This window comes from Actinoplanes awajinensis subsp. mycoplanecinus (genome assembly GCF_001509495.1).
Lineage (GTDB): Bacteria > Actinomycetota > Actinomycetes > Mycobacteriales > Micromonosporaceae > Actinoplanes > Actinoplanes palleronii.
Genome location: NZ_LLZH01000268.1, coordinates 94,542 through 110,593, shown reverse-complemented (window position 1 = coordinate 110,593; position 16,052 = coordinate 94,542). Strand labels below are relative to the sequence as shown.

Here is a 16,052-nt window from a genome sequence, read left to right as displayed (position 1 = left end):
CTCCCGGCAAAGAGTGTGATCCGGCTCTCTCTGGTGGAGCCATTAATGCAAACGGTTGCTGACGTGTCAACGCCCTTCGATGTCCCTTCTGTTGCCGATGCATGACGTAGATGCGGCAAACTGGGGCATATTTGGACCGTCCATTGACTTCGATCGAGGTCTCGTACCTAATCTGTTGCAAACGTTTGCCGAACGGAGGCGATCGCATGCTCCGCTACGCCTTGGTCGGTGCCGGCGCCCGGGCCGGGATGTTCATCCGGGCGCTCACCGACGACCACGCCGATGTGGCCCAGCTGGTCGCCCTGGCCGATACCAACCCGGAACGCCTGGCCGTCCACAACAGACGGCTGGCCGCCGAGGGCAAGGCCCAGGTGCCGCTCTACGCCGCTTCCGACTTCACCGAGATGCTCAAGCGGGAACGGGTCGACGTCGTGCTGGTCACCACGGTCGACAGGTACCACGACGAGTACCTGGTCGCCGCGATGGAGGCCGGCTGCGACGCGGTCACCGAGAAGCCGATGACCGTCGACGTGCCCGGCTGCCGCCGGATCCTCGCGGCGCAGGCCCGCACCGGCCGCCGCGTCCGGGTCACCTTCAACTACCGCTACAACCCGCTGCATCAGGCGGTGAAACAGGTCCTCGCGTCCGGGGAGATCGGCGAGATCGGCTCGGTGCACTTCGAGTGGCTGCTCGACGTGCGGCACGGCGCCGACTACTTCCGCCGCTGGCACCGGGACAAGGCCAACTCCGGCGGGCTGCTGGTGCACAAGGCCGGCCACCACTTCGACCTGGTCAACTGGTGGCTGGACGACGCGCCGGACCAGGTGTTCGCGGCCGGGCGGCTGTTCTTCTACGGCGAGCAGGGCCGGCGGCACGGGTACGCCCGCGACTACGACCGGGCGCACGGCGCGGCCGCCGCCGAGGGTGACCCGTTCGCGCTGCGGATGGCCGACGAGCCCGCGATGCGCGAGCTGTACCTGCAGGCCGAGCAGCACGACGGCTACCTGCGCGACCAGAACGTCTTCGCGCCCGGGGTGACCATCGAGGACGACATGGCGGTGCTGGTCCGCTACGCCCGGGGCCCGTCGATGAGCTACCACCTCACCGCGTACGCACCCTGGGAGGGCTACCGGGTGATGGTCAACGGCAGCAGGGGCCGCCTCGAACTCGAGGTGGTCGAGACCGATCACGTCGCACCGGGCGCGGCCGGGGCGGTCAAGGGCGAGCCCGGCTCGCTGTCGAGCGCCGAGCAGGGCTGGCGGCGCCTGCTGGTCCGGCCGTTCTGGGCCCCGCCGCGTGAGATCACTGTGGACGGGTACTCCCGGCAGGGGCACGGTGGAGCCGACGTGCGGATGCTCGCCGACCTGATCCGGCCGGACGCGCCGCCCGACCCGCTCGGCCGGACCGCGAACGCCGTGGACGGCGCCCGCGCCCTGCTCACCGGCCTGGCCGCCAATGAGTCACTGGCAACCGGACAGGCCGTCCGCGTATCGGACCTCCTAGATCTCGAGGAGATCAAGTGACCCTGTTCCCCGCCGAGGCGACCCAGCGCGGTATCGCCCGTGAGCTCTACGCCCACGCCCGCGACCTGCCTCTGATCAGCCCGCACGGCCACGTCGACCCGGCGCTGCTGGCGAACGACGAACCGTTCGGCGACCCGGCCCGGCTCTTCGTGGTGCCCGACCACTACGTCACCCGGATGCTGAACAGCCAGGGCATCCCGCCCGCCCGGCTGGGTGTGCCGAGCGTCGACGGCAGCGCGGTGGAGACCGACGGCCGGGCCATCTGGCGGCTGCTCGCCGCGAACTGGCGCCTGTTCCGCGGCACACCGTCCCGGCTGTGGACCGAGAAGGTCTTCGCCGAGGTGTTCGGGATCGAGAAACGGTTCGGCGCGGACACCGCCGACGAGATCTACGACGAGCTGTCCGCCCGGCTGGCCGAACCGGAGTACCGGCCGCGGGCGCTGTTCACCCGGTTCAACATCGAGGTCCTGGCGACCACCGAGAGCCCGATCGACGACCTCGCGGTGCACGCGAAACTCGCCGCCGACGGCTGGGGCGGGCCGGGCGGCCGGGTGATCACCACGTTCCGGCCGGACAACCTGGTCGACATGGAGTGGACCGGCTGGGCCGAGCGGGTGGCCGTGCTCGGCGAGCTGACCGGGCTGGACGTCGGGACGTACCCCGGATTCCTGTCGGCCCTGAGAGCGCGCCGCGAGTTGTTCGTCGCCGCCGGTGCCACCAGCTCGGACCACGGGCACCCGACCGCCGCGACGGTCGAGCTCAGCGACGCCGACGTCGCCGTGCTGTACCGCAAGGGCCTCGGCGGGGCCGCCGACGCGGCGGACGCCGAGACGTTCCGGGCGCACATGCTCGTCGAGTTCGCCCGGATGTCCCTCGAGGACGGCCTGGTGATGCAGCTGCACCCGGGCTCGGTGCGCAACCACAACCGGGCGCTGCACGCCCGGCACGGCCGCGACGTCGGCGGCGACATCCCGTCCGGCACCGAGTACGTGCAGGCGCTGCGCCCGCTGCTGGACCGCTACGGCGACGACCCACGGCTGCGGATCGTGCTCTACACCCTGGACGAGACCGCGTTCACCCGGGAGCTCGCGCCGCTGGCCGGTGGGTACGCCGCGATCTACCTGGGCGCGCCGTGGTGGTTCCTGGACAGCCCGGAGGGCCTGCGCCGGTTCCGCGAGACGGTCACCGAGTCGGCCGGGTTCTACAACACGGCCGGGTTCGTCGACGACACCCGCGCGTTCTGCTCGATCCCGGCCCGGCACGACGTGGCCCGCCGGGTCGACGCCGGATACCTGGCCCGGCTGGTCGCCGAGGGCCGGCTGCCGCTCGACGAGGCCGCCGAGACCATCGCCGACCTGGCGTACCACCTGCCGAAGAAGGTCTTCCGGCTGGACCGAACGGCATGACGGTGACCACCACGCTGCGCCTCGCCGCGCTCGCCGGGCTCGCACCGGAGTGCCGTCCCGCCGTACCGCCCGGCGCCGTCCGGCCCGGCATCCTGCACCTCGGGCTCGGCGCGTTCCACCGCGCGCACCAGGCCGTCTACACCGAGACCGCGGTCGCGGCGGCCGGCGGCGACTGGGGCATCGTCGGGGTCGCGCCGCGCTCCCGGGCCATCGTCGACAAGCTGCGCGCCCAGGACCGGCTCTACAGCGTGCTCACCGTCGGCGACGGCCCGGACCACGCGCGGGCGGTCGGCATCCTGTCCGGGCTCGGGCACGCGGCCGGCGACCCGTACGGCGTGCTGGCCGCGATCGCCGACCCGGGCATCCGGATCGTGTCGCTGACCGTGACCGAGAAGGCGTACCGGCTCGGACCGGACGGGCGGCTGCTGGTCGACGACGAGCTGCGCGCGCAACTGACCGGGGCGGCGCCACCGACCAGCGTGCCCGCGCTGCTGGCCCGCGGGATCATGGCCCGCGGCACCCCGCTGACCGTGCTGTGCTGCGACAACCTGCAGGGCAACGGCCCCCGGATCCGCGGGATGGTGGAACAGGCCCTCGAGGTGGCCGGCGCGTCGCTGCCGGCCGGGGTGGCGTTCCCGGCCACCATGGTCGACCGGATCGTGCCGGCGACCAGCGCCGACCACCTGCGCCGGGCGGCCGCCGCGCTCGGCGCGCAGGACAGCGTGCCGGTCGTCGCGGAGCCGTTCCACCAGTGGGTGATCGAGGACCGGTTCCCCGGTGGCCGGCCGGACTGGGCCGCGGCCGGGGCGATCATGACGACCGACGTGGAGCCGTGGGAGACGCTCAAGCTGCGGGCGCTGAACTCGGTTCACTCGGCGTGCGCGTACCTCGGCGCGCTGGCCGGCCGCGAGATGATCTCGGACGCGCTCCAGCTGCCCGGGATGGGCGGGCTGCTGCGGCGGTTCCTGGCCGAGGACATCGCGCCGTCGATGACTCCGCCGGCCGGGGTGACGGTGCTCGGGTACGGCGAGACCGTGCTCGAGCGGTTCGCCAACCGGGAGCTGGGTCACCGGACCCACCAGGTCGCGATGGACGGGAGCCAGAAACTGCCGTACCGGCTGCTCGGCACGATCGCCGACCGGCGGCGCGCCGGTGCCGTGCCGGTCTGGGCCGCGCTGGTGCTGGCCGGGTGGATGCGCTTCGCGCGGGGCGTCGCCGACGACGGGTCCGCCCTGCCGCTCGACGATCCTCTGGCGGCGCGGATCCGGGACGTGGTCACGCAGCAGCCGGACACGCCGGCCGGGCTGGTCGACGCGCTGCTCGGGCTCGACGAGGTGTTCCCGGCGGCGCTGGCCTCCGACGGCGAGTTGCGGGCCGAGCTGATCCGCTGGGTGGGGGAGCTGGAACGGTACGGCGCGGCGGCCACCATCGCGGCGGCCGGCCGATGACGCCGCGGGTCGCGCTGATCGGCGCGGGGGGTCACGGGGTCTCGCACCGCCGTACCCTCAAAGATCTTGCCGATCGCGGCGATCTGGAGATCGCCGCCCTCTGTGACCGGAGTCCGGTCGAGCCCGAACCGGGGGTGCCGTTCTTCGACGACCACGCCGCGATGCTGCGGGCCGTCCGCCCGGATGCGGTGATCATTTGTACGCCGCCGCACACCCACCTGCCGATCGCCCTGGACTGTCTCGCGGCCGGCGCGGACCTGCTCCTGGAGAAGCCGCCGGTGACCACGCTCGCCGAGCACGACCGGCTGGCCGCGGCGATCCGGGACAGCGGGCGGCGGTGCCAGGTCGGTTTCCAGGCGCTCGGGTCGGCCGCGCTCGACCGGTTCCGGACAGCTACCGCGGGCAGCGCTACACCGGTGTCCGCGGCCGGGGCGTGGTGGCGGGCGGACTCCTACTACCGGCGGGCGCCGTGGGCCGGTCGGCAGGCGACGTTCGACGGGGCGCTGGTCAACCCGTTCGCGCACGCGCTGATGCAGGCGCTGTCCGTGGCGGACGGGTTCGAGCCGGTGACGATGGAGTTGGAGCGCTATCGGACCCGGGAGATCGATACCGACGACACGACGTTCCTCCGGTTGACCGGCTCCGATCAGCGGACGATCACGGTGGCGGTGACGCTGGCGTCGTCGGTGTTCGTGGCCGGGGAGATCCGGGTCGGGGCGGACGTGTTGGAGTACCCGACGGATCGCTTGCGTTTGGCTTTCGATTCGACTTTTCACGAAATATCCGGACGTATCGGTCTGCTGGAGAACCTGCTCTCCGGTGACCCGCTGATCGTGCCGCTCGAGCGGACCCGGACGTTCACCGCGGTGGCCGAGGCGATCGTCTCCTCGGCGCCGCCGGAGCCGATCCCGGCCTCGTTCCTGCGGCCGCACCCGGACGGCGGCGGGAACATCCTGCCCGGCGCCGACGACCTGGTCCGGCAGGTCGCCGCCACCGGCCTCCTGCCGTCCGAAAGTGACATCGCCTGGGCGGTCAGCCCATGGAAGGGAGCCCTGCACCATGCGCAAACTGAAGCTCACTGACCTGGCGGACCACCACCGCGGTCCGACCTTCACCAGCGTCCTGCCCGGGCACGTCGTGGAGCGGGGCGGGTTCCGGGTCTACGCCCAGCCCGGCTTCCGCACCCACGACGAGCCGGGCCGGCACGTGCACACCGTCCCCGAAGTCTTCGTCATCGTGCAGGGCAGCGGCGCCATCGAGATCGAGGGTGTCGAGGCCGACCGGTTCCAGGCCGGTGACGTCGTGGTGTTCGAACCGGGCGAGGACCACCACCTGATCAGTCAGGGCGCCGACCCGCTGGTCTTCACCTGGATGCATCTAGAACCCGTCGCCTGAATCGGAGCACGTCATGCTTCTTCGACAATCCGCTCTCGCGGTGACCGCCGGCCTCCTCCTCGCCGGCGTCGCCATCACCCCCGTGTCCGCTGTTTCCTTCACCGTCCCCGCAATCGCCCGGGACGTCCTTCCCGCCTCCGACGGCTGGGCGGCGTCCGGGACCGGGACCACCGGTGGCTCCGCCGCCGCCGACGATCACGTCTATGTCGTCCGGACCCGGGACGAGCTCGCCGCCGCGCTCGCCGGGACCGACACCGCACCCCGGATCGTGCTGGTCGCCGGCACGCTGCGGCGCAACGGCGACTGCGCCACGTACGCCGACCCGGCGTACTCGCTGGACGCGTTCCTGGCCGCGTACGAGGGGACCACGGTCAAGCCGGCCGGGCCGCTCGAGGAGGCCCGGGTGCGGTCGGCGAAGAACCAGGCCGCCGACGTGCAGCTCAAGGTGCCGTCCAACACCACGATCGTCGGGCTGGCCAACGCCCGGCTGATCGGGCTGAACCTGCTCGTCTCCACCGCCGACAACGTGATCATCCGGAACCTGCGCCTCGAGGACGCCGCCGACTGCTTCCCGCTCTGGGACCCGACCGACGGCGCGGCCGGCAACTGGAACTCCGCGTACGACCTGATCACGCTGACCGGCGGCACCCATGTCTGGGCCGACCACAACACGTTCAGTGACGGGAACAATGTGGACTCGGGGCAGCCGGAGTACTTCGGGCGGCCGTACCAGGTGCACGACGGGGCGCTCGACGTGATCCGGGCTTCGGACCTGGTGACGATCTCGTACAACGTGTTCCAGGAGCACGACAAGACCATGCTGATCGGCTCCACCAACACGGTCGGCGCGGACGTCGGCAAACTCCGCGTCACGGTCCACCACAACAAGTTCGCCAACGTCGGCCAGCGCGCGCCGCGTGTCCGATTCGGACAGGTGGACGTCTACGACAACTACTACTACGCCACCGACGAGGACACCTACCAGTACTCGTGGGGCGCCGGCGTCTACTCGGCGATCTACGCGGAGAACAACTTCCTGCTCCGCAGCGCCGACATCGGCCTCGACGAGATCGTCTACAACTGGGGCGGCACCGCGCTGACCGAGAAGGGCACGCTGACCCGGATCGGCACCGGCCCGGTCACCGCGGTCAACCTGCTGTCCGAGTACAACGCGACGCACGACCCGGACCTGGGCGCGGATGCCGGGTGGACGCCGGTGCTGCGGGCCGGCCCGCTCACCCCGACGGCGCAGGTCCCGGCGGTGGTCACCGCGCAGTCCGGCGCCGGCCGCCTCTGCCTGCGATAACCCCCTTTTCGGTACGCACTGACCGCAGCCACCCCGCCCTGTGGCGGCACGCTTCTGCCCGCACCGGGCCGGGGCGTGCCCGCCGGGCGGGGTGGTCGCGTGTTCCGCGCCGGAACTCCGCCCCATCGCCACCGGGCGTCCGCAGGGATGACCGCCGTCACCGCTGACCGAAAGTGCCCAGTCCGGTGCCGGCGGCCCGCGGGTGCACGCGATCCGTCGGGTTCGGGGCGGCAGCCGCACGCGATCGGGTGGTGCGTGTGCTTGCCACCCCCGGCGGGGGTCAGGGGGAGGCGTAGGAGCGGCGGACGTTGGCGAGGATGCCGGTGCGCAGGTCGGCTTCGGTGATCCAGAAGGTCACGCTGGTCACCGCTCCCCACGTCGTGCCCTCCTCGGCGGCGAGTTGCAGCAGCGGGCGGTGGCCGGTCACCGGGATGTCCCGGTTGTCGTGGTAACCGAGCAGGCGGTGGCGGGGCTTGGGCAGGTGCGGGGTCAGGTCCTCGGACAGGTCGATCAGCTCGCGGATGGTCAGGCCCAGGTGCTCGGCGAGGTCGTCGTGCCAGTTCGGGATCGCTCCCCGGGCGGTCGGGACCAGGGGGAGCGCGGGGATGGTGCGGCGCGGCTCGGGGAGCGGGGCGACCGGGGCGTCGGCCACGTGCAGGACCTGGCAGCCGTCGTCACCGTGGTCGCCGGGGAAGCCGGCCGAGAAGTCGTCGTCGTGGAAGAACAGCAGGCGGCCCTCGGCGGGGAACGGCCACTCGCGGCCGAGCAGCTCGACGGACTCGGCGCAGTCGATCTGGGCCAGCATCAGCATCGGACGACCCTGGAACCAGGGCCAGACGAAGGCCGCCACCGAGGGGTCGCCGCCGAACGCGCTCCAGCCCTCGTCGGCCGGGGCGTAGCCGATCGAGGGGCGGGCCAGGTTCAGGTAGGCCGTCGCGATCTCCGGGGCGAGGCGGGTTCGGACGATCGCGCGGACCTCGGGAGGCAGGGTCATGGTCGCCGAGTCTGACACAGGAACCCGCCGGGGAATCGGCGTTCGGGAAGACCCGGCAGGAGCGGCGGACGCGGGGAGCTACCGGACGGCGACACTGCGTTCGGATGCCCCCCGTTCGTACAAGAAAGGTTTGTTGTCGATCAGGGGAAAACGGCGAACCCTGCGCCGGGCATGGTTTTCGCAGTTCAGCGGAGATTTTCCGGGAATGGCGGGGAGCCGAAGAATAAGCGCGACCTTAAGACGTCTGCCCCTTGATCCTTAAGTTTTCCTTTAGTTCGATCCGCAGTGGGAGCGTTCCCGTAAGGACGGATTGAGAAACACGAACGTGGTCCGAGGGGAAGGCGACACACATGAAGCGCTACCGGAGCTACCGGAGTAACGCGGGAGGATCCAATGTGCGGCGCTGGCGAGGCGTCGGCATCGCGGGCATCGCGGTGGCCCTGGCCGGCGTGGGTCTCGGTGTGGCGAACGCGGCGACCTCGGAGGCCGTGCCCACCGTGAACTGCCCGCAGGTCGCGCCGGCGCTGCCGGCCGTCCCGGCGTCGGCCAAGGCCGAGGTGGAGCGCAACCTGGCGCTGCTCAACACGCAGATCCAGGAGGCCAACAAGCGCCTGTCGACCTCGGTCGGCGAGGGCGGGGTGAACTTCATCCAGAACGCGATCCTCGGCCCGCTGAAGGACAAGCGAGCGTCCACTATTGATCGGATCGCGATCTCGATCGGGCGCACTGCGGCCAAGCCGAACCTGCCGGTCGACTCGCTCGCCACCTGCGCGCTGAACCAGAACGGCGGCGGCAACGCGGCTCCCGAGCCGACCGCGGTCCCGGCCGCGACCGGTGCCGCCGGCTCGACCGGTGGCGCGGCCGCCGCGCCGACCGTCAACTGCCCGGACGTGGAGATCAACGTCGCGATCCCGGCGTCGGCCCAGGCCGAGATCGATCGGAACCTGGCGCTGCTCCAGACGCAGATCAAGGAAGCGAACAACCGCCTGGCCACCACGATCGGCCAGGGCGGCGTGAACTTCATCCAGAACGCGATCCTCGGACCGCTGGAGGACAAGCGGTTCGCCACGATCAACCGGATGGAGACCGCTATCGGTCGCCAGGCCGCGAAGCCGGACCTGAACGCCGAGGGCCTGTCGGCCTGCTCGCTGAACGAAGCGGGTGACGCCGCCGGCGGTGGCGCCACGGCGGAACCGACCGCGACCGCGACGGCCGCGCCGACCGCCGGCGCGACCACCGCGCCGGCCGGCAACAACACCGGCACCGCGACGGTCAACTGCCCGGACGTGACGATCAACGTGGCGATCCCGGCGTCGGCCCAGGCCGAAATCGATCGGAACCTGGCGCTGCTGCAGACCCAGATCCAGGAAGCCAACAACCGGATCGTCTCGACCAAGGGTCAGGGCGGCGCGAACTTCATCCAGAATGCGATTCTCGGCCCGCTGAAGGACAAGCGGTTCTCGACCATCAACCGGATGGAAACCGCGATCGGCCGCACCGCCGCGAAGCCGAACCTGAACGCCGAGGGCCTTTCCACCTGCTCTCTCACCCAGTAGGCAAATGACGGGAAAGGGGCCCTCCGGGGCCCCTTTTCTGTGCGTCTATGCTCCCCTGCGGTTCGAGGGAAAACGGGGGAGACTGTGGACGGACGTCTGCCGGAAGTGGTGCGGCGCGCCGCTCGGTTTCACACGGTGAGCTCGCGATAGGCGGTCAGTACGGCGGACGTGTGCTCGGCCAGGTCGAGGGTCTCGTGACCGGGCGCCGGGGACGGTGCGCCGATCAGGTAGTCCGACTCGCGCAGCAGCGCCCGGGCGTTCGCGAGCGCCTGCTGCTGGCGGACGAACGCCTCGGTCTGATCCGCGAGCCGGGTGAGATGACCGACCCGGGAACCGGCCGCCACGTCCAGCTCGCGCAGGCGGGCCCGGGCGTGGGTGGCGCGCGCGGCCAGCTCGGCGCGGAGCGGGCTGCCCCGCGGCACGTCCGGGTCGGCCTCGGTGAGTTGTTCCCAGGTCAGCCGGACCCGGTCACGGTCGGTCAGCAGGCCGGCCAGCTCCCAGACCGCCTGGGCCAGCTTCGGGCTCGGATCGGACAGTCCGACGTGGTCGCGCAGCACCGGCCAGCGGTCCATGGTCAGCACCGCGGCGTCGACGGCCCGGCGCAGGTCGGCGCGGTCGTCCTGCTGCACGACGAAGCGGTAGTCGGACGGCGAGCGCCCGAACAGCCGCCAGCCGGCCGCCCTCGGCACCTCGAAGGACACCCGCAGCTGCCCGTGCAATCCGGGGCGGGGGCGGAGCACCACGATCGAGCCGAGCTCCAGCTGATCGCACGGCACCGACGACGCCGGGGCCCGCAGGCCGACCACCGTCTCCTGCACGCCCTCGGCCAGGTACACCCGCACACCGACGATTCTGCCCGGTGATCGCCACCCGGCCCAGACCTGTCCTCCTCCAATGGGGCCGGTAGCTATCGGATAGCACTCGCTTTCGCGTGCGGGGGCGGTTACGTGATAGAAATCCGCGCCAGCAAGAATGCCCCGACGACGAGGAGGACCCGCGGTGCCAGGCAGTGCACGCACGATCACCGCCAGCAGCGTGGTCGTCTATCTCGCGGTCAGCCTGCGGTCCCGGCTCCGGGAACACTCCGCGGCGGCCGGTCGGTCACACACCCAGATCGTCTTCGACGCACTCAACGACACCCATCACCGCCTGGCCGAGCTCACCGGCAACCCCCTGCCGGAGCACGCCCAGGACGGCATTTTCGTGGCCCAGCGACCCGCGCGCCGGCAGCACCGTGAGGATCAGGTGCAGGTGTCGATCCGGCCCAACCCGGAGAACCTCGCCGTCATCGACGGGCTGGCCTGCACGCACACCGCCGGCAACCGGTCCGCGCTGATCGCGGCCGCACTCGACGCGTACCTTCCGGTTCCGATGAAGGGCTCCCCCGGATGAAAGACCTCAACGCCCAGATAGGCAACTTCTGGACGGACTACGCCGCCCTGGCGAGTCTGGCCGGAGGCGTGCTCGGCGTGCTCCTGCTGATCAGCTTCGCGATCTGGGCGAAACGGTCCGGCAAGCCGCTGCGCCCGATCGCCCTGTCGTTCAGCATGAACCTGGCGCTGCTGCTCAACGCCGAGGGCATGTGGGTGATCGCCACCGACCAGCTGAACCTGCCCAAGGTCTTCGCGGTACTGGTCTTCGCGGTCTTCGAGATCTGCTTCCTCACCGCGACCAGCCTCGCCGCCGAGCAGTACCGCAACACCTCGGTCTACGGCGAGGACGGCCGGATCGAGACACCCGGCCACCCCGGCCCGATGCTGTGGATCGCCGCCCTGATCGCCGGCGTGTCCGGTGTCATCGTGGCCAGCAACGCGGTCACCGGCACCGAGAAGCTGCTGCGTCTCGCGGTGCCCTGCGTGATCTTCCTGATGTGGTGGGCGGCGCTGACCGCGGCGGGACAGCGGGTCCGGCGCGGCCGGTTCGCGTACAGCCCGCGGCGTCTCGCCGAGCGCTGGGGCTGGCTGATCCCGGACGACGACCCGGACCTGGCCCGGATGGGCAACGAGCGGCAGGTACGCCGGATGGTGGTCAACCACCACCGGGTCAGCTCGGCCCGCTGGCCGAAGTCGTGGTGGCGCAACCGCCTGCTGAAGGACGCCCGTACCGCCGGTGAGCCGGAGGTCGAGGAGGTCATCGAGCAGCTCGCCCGGATCCAGCGGGTGATGGACCTGCTGATCCCGGCCGACGCGCGGCCGGCGGCGCCGGTGGCCCCGCTGCCCGCTGCGCCCGCGCCGGTCGCGGCGGTGGCGGCGGCAGCCGAGCCGGTCACCGAGCCGATCCGGTCCGCCCCCGCGGTCCCGTCGGCGCCGCCGGTGTCCTCGGGGCAGCCCGCGCAGCCGGTGCAGCCCGTGCAGTTCATGCCGCCGGCTGCCGCGCCGACCGCTCCGGTCGCGCCGGTGGCCAGCTCGCCGGTTGTTGCCGCTCCGGCCTCGGTCCCGGCTCCGGCTCCGGTCCCGGCTTCGGCTTCGGCTTCGCTGGAGGCTGACGAACAAGGGCCGGTCCGGCCGACGGTCGCGAGGCTCGCCGCGCTGGTGAACTCGACCGCCGAGTCCGGCAGCCTGGGTGAGCGGCTGGCCGCGGCGGTGACCCCGGAGGAGATGCTCGGCATGCCGGCGAACGGCACCGAGGTGCCGGCCCAGCGCCGGTCCGCCGAGGACGTCGCGGTGCCCGGCGCGGTCCCGGCCGTGCTCGGCTCCATCCCGGCGATTCCCGCGCCCCGCCCGTATGTGGCCGCGCCCTCGAACGGCACCAACGGCAGTCACAGCGCCGACGGCACGAACGGCACCAACGGCACGAACGGCACGAACGGCACCAACGGGACCAACGGGACCAACGGCACGAACGGGCAGCACAACCTGCCGTCCTGGGCGGCCACCCCGACCGGCGCCCAGCGCGCCGTCAACATCGTCGGCTCCCCGTGGTGGCGGCTCGCGGTCGAACGCCTCAGCCGCATGGTCGCCAGCGAGGTCACCGCGGACAACCTGCCCGAGATGACCTACTCCCGGGTCGCCGAGCTGGTCCGCTCCCTGGCCCCGCGGGTCCCGGACCTCGGCGAGGGCGTCGTCCGGTCGTTCGTCAACGACTACGTGCGCGAGATGAACGGCGAGCCCGGCGACGCCGCGTACCCGTGGCGGGACCTGCTCCCCGAGCCGGTCACCGCGCCGGTGGGCTCGGCGGTCTGGATGGCGGCGATCGAGGACCTGCGGACCGCACTGATCGAGGAGATGGAGGGCAGCGACGTCACCGACGCCCGCGAGCTCGCCATGATGCTCGCGCCGAGCGTGCCGCGCCTCGACGAGGCCACCGTCCGCGAGTTCGTCAGCGACTACCTCTCCGCGCTCGGCGGTCAGCCGTCCGGCGCCGACCAGCCGTGGATGCACCTGCTGCCCCGGCCGCAGGGTGGCCGCGGGCCGAGCGACGAGGAGGTCCTCGAGCAGTACGGCGTCCAGCTGCACGAGCACCTGCGCACCACCGGCAAGCTCACCCGCTACCGGGTGACCGCGCTGACCGGCGTCAAGAGCCGCCTCCAGGCCGACCGGATCCGGGCGGCCATCGAGGACCAGGCCGCGGAGAGCACTCCGGCCTGAGCCGATCCGGCACGGTGAACGATCGAAGCGGCCCTGGGGCTCCAGGGCCGCTTCGCCGTATCCGGGGCGGTCGGTGCGGCGCGATCTGGGTACATTGCCGCCATGACCGATCTCGCCGGGGACCGCCGGACCTCCAAGCCCGGGCGCGCGGTGGTCTGGGTCCAGGTGGCGTTTCTGATCGCGTACCTGACAGGCAGTTTTGTGGTCCTGATCCTGGCGGCGGCGCGCGCGGACGATCTCGGGGCGATCCTGCACCCCGGCCTGGAGCGCCTCGGCGACCCGAAGGACTCGCTGCCCGGTGTCGGCCCGGACTCGCTGGTCAACCCGCTGGTCTGGATCTTCGCGGGGTGCCGGCTGATCGCCTGGCTGATCTATCCGATCGGCATCGCGATGCTGCTGCTCGGCGCCGCGACGCTGGCGCACACCTGGCGTTCCGGCGATCGGCGCACGTTCCTCCGGCTGGCCGTGCTCACCGTGATCTGGCTGATTCTGATCGCGCTGGCCGCCAGCCCTTACGGCAACGACCTGCTCCGCTGGCTGCTGGATTAAACCCCCCATTCGGTACGAATCACGGAGCGCTCGTCCGCAGGCTACAAGCCGAGTCCCGCCCGTGAGGCCCCGCGACACCGCCCCACCCCCCGCCCGCAGCGCGCCCCCACGCAGCCGGCTGGCCCCCAGGGGTGTCTCGCAGCCCCGGAGGCACCCCTGGAAGCCAGCCGGGCAGCTGGACGCGCGCTGCGGCCCGGGGGCGGAGCGGTCTGGGGTTGCGGATGGTTCGGTGGGGTCAGAGGGAGGGGGCGGTGCAGCTGGAGCGCCAGATGATTTCGGCGGTGGCGGGTTCGGAGATGGGGCCGGCGTCGTCGCCCAGGGCCAGGGCCATGGCTCGTTCGCCCATACCGACCAGGGGGAGGCGGACCGTGGTCAGGGCCGGCGTCACGTCGCGGGCGATCGGCATGTCGTCGAAACCGGTCACGGAGATCTGGTCGGGGACTCCGATGCCGCGGTCGCGGAGGGTGGCCAGGGTGCCGACGGCCATCGAGTCGTTCAGGGCCAGGATCGCGGTCAGGCCGGGGGCGGCGGCGAGCAGCTCGGTGGCCGCGGTGGCGCCGCCGTCGCGGGTGAAGTCGGCGTAGACGATCTGGTCGGGTGGCAGCGGCACGCCCAGCTCGGCGGCGGCGCGGCGGATGCCGGTGAGGCGGTCGGTGGTGGTGGTCAGCGCGCGCGGGCCGGCGATCACGCCGATCCGGCGGTGGCCGAGGCCGAGGACGCGGCAGCCCAGCTGGTACGCCCCGGTCTCGTTGGCCGGCAGCACCGCGCTGCCGACCAGCTCGTGCCGCCCGATCACCGCGACCCGGCCGCCACCCTGCTGGTACGCGTTCAGCTCCCCGTTGAGCCGGGCGGTGAACGCGTCGTCGTGATAGCCGGAACCGGCCAGGATCAGCGCGTGCACCTGCTGGGCGCGCAGCAGCGCCACATAGGCCAGCTCGCGCTCCGGCTCCCGGTAGCTGTTGCAGATCACCAGCAGCCGGTCGTGCGCACCGGCCTGCCGCTGCAGGCCCCGGGTGATCTCGGCGAAGTACGGGTCGGAGACGTCGTGCACGATCACCCCGACCGCGGACTTGCGCGGCCGGGCGACGTTCTGCGCGTGCGCGTTCGGCACGTAGTGCAACTCGGCGACGGCGGCCAGCACGCGTTCCCGGAGCTCGGGAGCGACCTTCTTGGCGCTGTCGTTGATCACGCGGGAGACGGTGGCGGGGGAGACCCCGGCCAGCCGGGCGACATCGGACAGGGTGACCGCCATCCGGACAGCATAGATAAGCGGACCGGACGCCGTGTGGCCGGAGCTAACGACCCAGCAGGGAGAGCGTGTCGATCACCCGGTTGGCGAAGCCCCACTCGTTGTCGTACCAGGCGACCACCTTCACCAGACGGCCGTTCGCGGTGGTGAGCAGCGAGTCGAAGATCGACGATGCCGGGTTGCCGGTGATGTCGGTGGAGACCAGCGGGTCGGCGGAGAACTCCAGGATGCCGCGCAGCGGGCCGTGCGCGGCCGCCTCGAACGCACTGTTGATCTCCTGGGCGGTGACCGGGCGCTCGACGATCGCGTTCAGCTCGACGAGTGAGCCGACCGGGACCGGCACCCGCACCGAGTACCCGGTGAGCTTGCCGGCCAGCCGGGGCAGCACCGCGCCGATCGCGGTGGCCGCGCCGGTCGTGGTCGGTGCGATGTTCAGCGCGGCGGCGCGGGCCCGGCGCAGGTCCCGGTGCGGGCCGTCCTGCAGGTTCTGCTCCTGGGTGTACGCGTGGATCGTGGTCATCGAACCGGTCTCGATGCCGGCCAGGTCGTCGAGGACCGACGCGATCGGGGCGAGGCCGTTCGTGGTGCACGACGCGTTCGAGACCACGTCGTGTGCGGCCGGGTCGTAGTCGCCGTGGTTCAGGCCGTACGCCACGGTCAGGTCGGCGCCCTTCGACGGGGCGCTGACCAGCACCTTGCGCGCGCCGGCGGCCAGGTGCGCGCGGGCGTCGGCGGCGGCGGTGAACCGGCCGGTCGACTCCAGCGCGACGTCCACGCCGAACTCCTTCCACGGCAGCTCGGCCGGGTCGCGGACGGCGGTCACCTCGATCCGGCGGCCGTCGACGAGCAGGTGGTCCTCGTGCGCCTCGACGGTGCCGGCGAACCGGCCCAGCGAGCTGTCGTAGCGCAACAGGTGCGCGAGGGTGCCCGGGTCGGTCAGGTCGTTGATCGCGACGATCTCGACGTCACTGCCGGCGGCGGCGCGGAGAACGTTGCGCCCGATGCGTCCGAAGCCGTTGACGGCCACTCGTGTTGTCAT

The 16,052-nt window shown here is 71.9% G+C and carries 14 protein-coding genes; 10 read left to right on the top strand and 4 right to left on the bottom strand.

The window, feature by feature from the left end; translation table 11 throughout:
• Positions 1-206 precede the first annotated feature (206 nt).
• Genes ADL15_RS25925 through ADL15_RS25900 form a run of 6 tightly spaced genes read left to right on the top strand, consistent with a single transcriptional unit; the run spans position 207 to position 7,078 of the window.
• Positions 207-1,523: a Gfo/Idh/MocA family protein gene (locus tag ADL15_RS25925; protein ID WP_067696433.1), complete on the top strand. Its 1,317-nt coding sequence runs from the start codon at positions 207-209 to the stop codon at positions 1,521-1,523.
• Complete coding sequence (gene uxaC, locus ADL15_RS25920; protein WP_198171010.1) at positions 1,520-2,929, top strand: glucuronate isomerase; 1,410 nt, start codon at positions 1,520-1,522, stop codon at positions 2,927-2,929. The genes ADL15_RS25925 and uxaC overlap by 4 nt, the downstream gene beginning before the upstream one ends.
• The gene (locus ADL15_RS25915; RefSeq protein WP_067696426.1) at positions 2,926-4,377 is read left to right on the top strand and encodes a mannitol dehydrogenase family protein; all 1,452 of its coding nucleotides are present in this window, start codon (positions 2,926-2,928) and stop codon (positions 4,375-4,377) included. Before uxaC ends, ADL15_RS25915 begins: the two co-directional genes overlap by 4 nt.
• Positions 4,374-5,459: a Gfo/Idh/MocA family protein gene (locus tag ADL15_RS25910; RefSeq protein ID WP_067696423.1), complete on the top strand. Its 1,086-nt coding sequence runs from the start codon at positions 4,374-4,376 to the stop codon at positions 5,457-5,459. The genes ADL15_RS25915 and ADL15_RS25910 overlap by 4 nt, the downstream gene beginning before the upstream one ends.
• Positions 5,437-5,772, top strand: a complete 336-nt coding sequence (locus tag ADL15_RS25905; protein ID WP_067696420.1) for a cupin domain-containing protein — start codon at positions 5,437-5,439, stop codon at positions 5,770-5,772. The genes ADL15_RS25910 and ADL15_RS25905 overlap by 23 nt, the downstream gene beginning before the upstream one ends.
• Positions 5,773-5,785: 13 nt before the next feature.
• Positions 5,786-7,078, top strand: coding sequence for a pectate lyase family protein (locus ADL15_RS25900; protein ID WP_067696417.1), 1,293 nt, complete (start codon positions 5,786-5,788; stop codon positions 7,076-7,078).
• A gap of 280 nt (positions 7,079-7,358) precedes the next feature.
• On the opposite strand, the gene ADL15_RS25895 is transcribed toward ADL15_RS25900, so the two are convergent.
• Positions 7,359-8,072, bottom strand: coding sequence for a DUF1963 domain-containing protein (locus ADL15_RS25895; RefSeq protein WP_067696414.1), 714 nt, complete (start codon positions 8,070-8,072; stop codon positions 7,359-7,361).
• Positions 8,073-8,467: 395 nt separating this feature from the next.
• Here ADL15_RS25895 and ADL15_RS25890 point away from each other — a divergent pair, with 395 nt between their 5' ends.
• A complete protein-coding gene (locus ADL15_RS25890; RefSeq protein ID WP_067696411.1) occupies positions 8,468-9,628 on the top strand; it encodes a hypothetical protein in 1,161 nt (386 codons plus the stop codon).
• Positions 9,629-9,756: 128 nt separating this feature from the next.
• Here ADL15_RS25890 and ADL15_RS25885 read toward each other — a convergent pair whose 3' ends face one another.
• Complete coding sequence (locus ADL15_RS25885) at positions 9,757-10,470, bottom strand: hypothetical protein (RefSeq protein ID WP_067696408.1); 714 nt, start codon at positions 10,468-10,470, stop codon at positions 9,757-9,759.
• Between the two features lie 157 nt (positions 10,471-10,627).
• On the opposite strand from ADL15_RS25885, the gene ADL15_RS25880 reads away from it, so the two are divergent.
• From ADL15_RS25880 to ADL15_RS25870, 3 genes are all read left to right on the top strand, one after another.
• Positions 10,628-11,020, top strand: a complete 393-nt coding sequence (locus ADL15_RS25880; protein ID WP_157441599.1) for a hypothetical protein — start codon at positions 10,628-10,630, stop codon at positions 11,018-11,020.
• Positions 11,017-13,215, top strand: a complete 2,199-nt coding sequence (locus tag ADL15_RS54425) for a polycystic kidney disease 1-like 3 (protein ID WP_067696402.1) — start codon at positions 11,017-11,019, stop codon at positions 13,213-13,215. The genes ADL15_RS25880 and ADL15_RS54425 overlap by 4 nt, the downstream gene beginning before the upstream one ends.
• A gap of 102 nt (positions 13,216-13,317) precedes the next feature.
• Positions 13,318-13,764, top strand: coding sequence for a hypothetical protein (locus ADL15_RS25870; RefSeq protein ID WP_067696399.1), 447 nt, complete (start codon positions 13,318-13,320; stop codon positions 13,762-13,764).
• Between the two features lie 235 nt (positions 13,765-13,999).
• Here ADL15_RS25870 and ADL15_RS25865 read toward each other — a convergent pair whose 3' ends face one another.
• Together ADL15_RS25865 and gap are read right to left on the bottom strand one after the other, a co-directional pair.
• Positions 14,000-15,016, bottom strand: coding sequence for a LacI family DNA-binding transcriptional regulator (locus ADL15_RS25865; RefSeq protein ID WP_067696396.1), 1,017 nt, complete (start codon positions 15,014-15,016; stop codon positions 14,000-14,002).
• 43 nt (positions 15,017-15,059) lie between these two features.
• The gene (gene gap / locus ADL15_RS25860) at positions 15,060-16,052 is read right to left on the bottom strand and encodes a type I glyceraldehyde-3-phosphate dehydrogenase (RefSeq protein ID WP_067696393.1); all 993 of its coding nucleotides are present in this window, start codon (positions 16,050-16,052) and stop codon (positions 15,060-15,062) included.